The sequence below is a fragment of the Vibrio sp. 10N.261.45.E2 genome, assembly GCF_002875705.1.
Lineage (GTDB): Bacteria > Pseudomonadota > Gammaproteobacteria > Enterobacterales > Vibrionaceae > Vibrio.
This window is the reverse complement of record NZ_MCZZ01000091.1, coordinates 1-697: the sequence shown is the minus strand read 5'-3', so window position 1 is coordinate 697 and position 697 is coordinate 1. Positions and strand designations below refer to the sequence as shown.

The window sequence follows — 697 nt, the reverse complement described above, 5'->3', positions numbered from 1 at the left end:
CACCGACTACACCGACTACACCGACTACGCCGACTACACCGACTACACCGACTACACCGACTACACCGACTACGCCGACTACGCCGACTCCAACAGCATTTAACCTAACTACAATCACCCCTAAATACCCTGATAGCACAACAACATTTACATGGGGGACTTCGGGTAATGCTACTGAGTATTCACTGTGTAGAAAAGATACATCAAAGCCAAAGTCTTGTGATGTACTCGCAACTACAACTACCACTAGTGCTGTCGTTAACGGTATTGGTGTTATCAAAAATTTAACATCCGAATATTTTGTTATTGCAAAGAACTCTCTTGGCGAAAAGTTATCAAATGATAGGTCGCTGACCCCTCAAGAGTTAACGCCACTAATTCAATACATAAAGGCCTCTAACCCTGGTTCAGGTGATGACTTTGGTTATTCAGTTGCTTTATCATCAGATGGCAATACGCTGGCTGTCGGGGCGCCTCGTGAGGATTCAAACGGTACGGGGGCCAACTCGGGTGCGGTTTATCTCTTCCGTTACAGAGCCTCTACATGGACTCAGGAAGCCTACATAAAGGCCTCTAACACTGATTTCGATGATTACTTTGGTGCTTCAGTTGCTTTATCATCAGATGGCAATACTCTGGCTGTCGGGGCGGATAGTGAGGATTCAAACGGTACGGGGGTCAACTCGGGTGCTCAGGC

The 697-nt window shown here is 46.9% G+C and carries 1 protein-coding gene; it reads left to right on the top strand.

Going from position 1 to position 697, the window contains the following annotated elements:
* The coding region (locus tag BCT34_RS04735; protein ID WP_198594885.1) for an FG-GAP repeat protein at nucleotides 1-697 on the top strand (697 nt) is incomplete at both ends.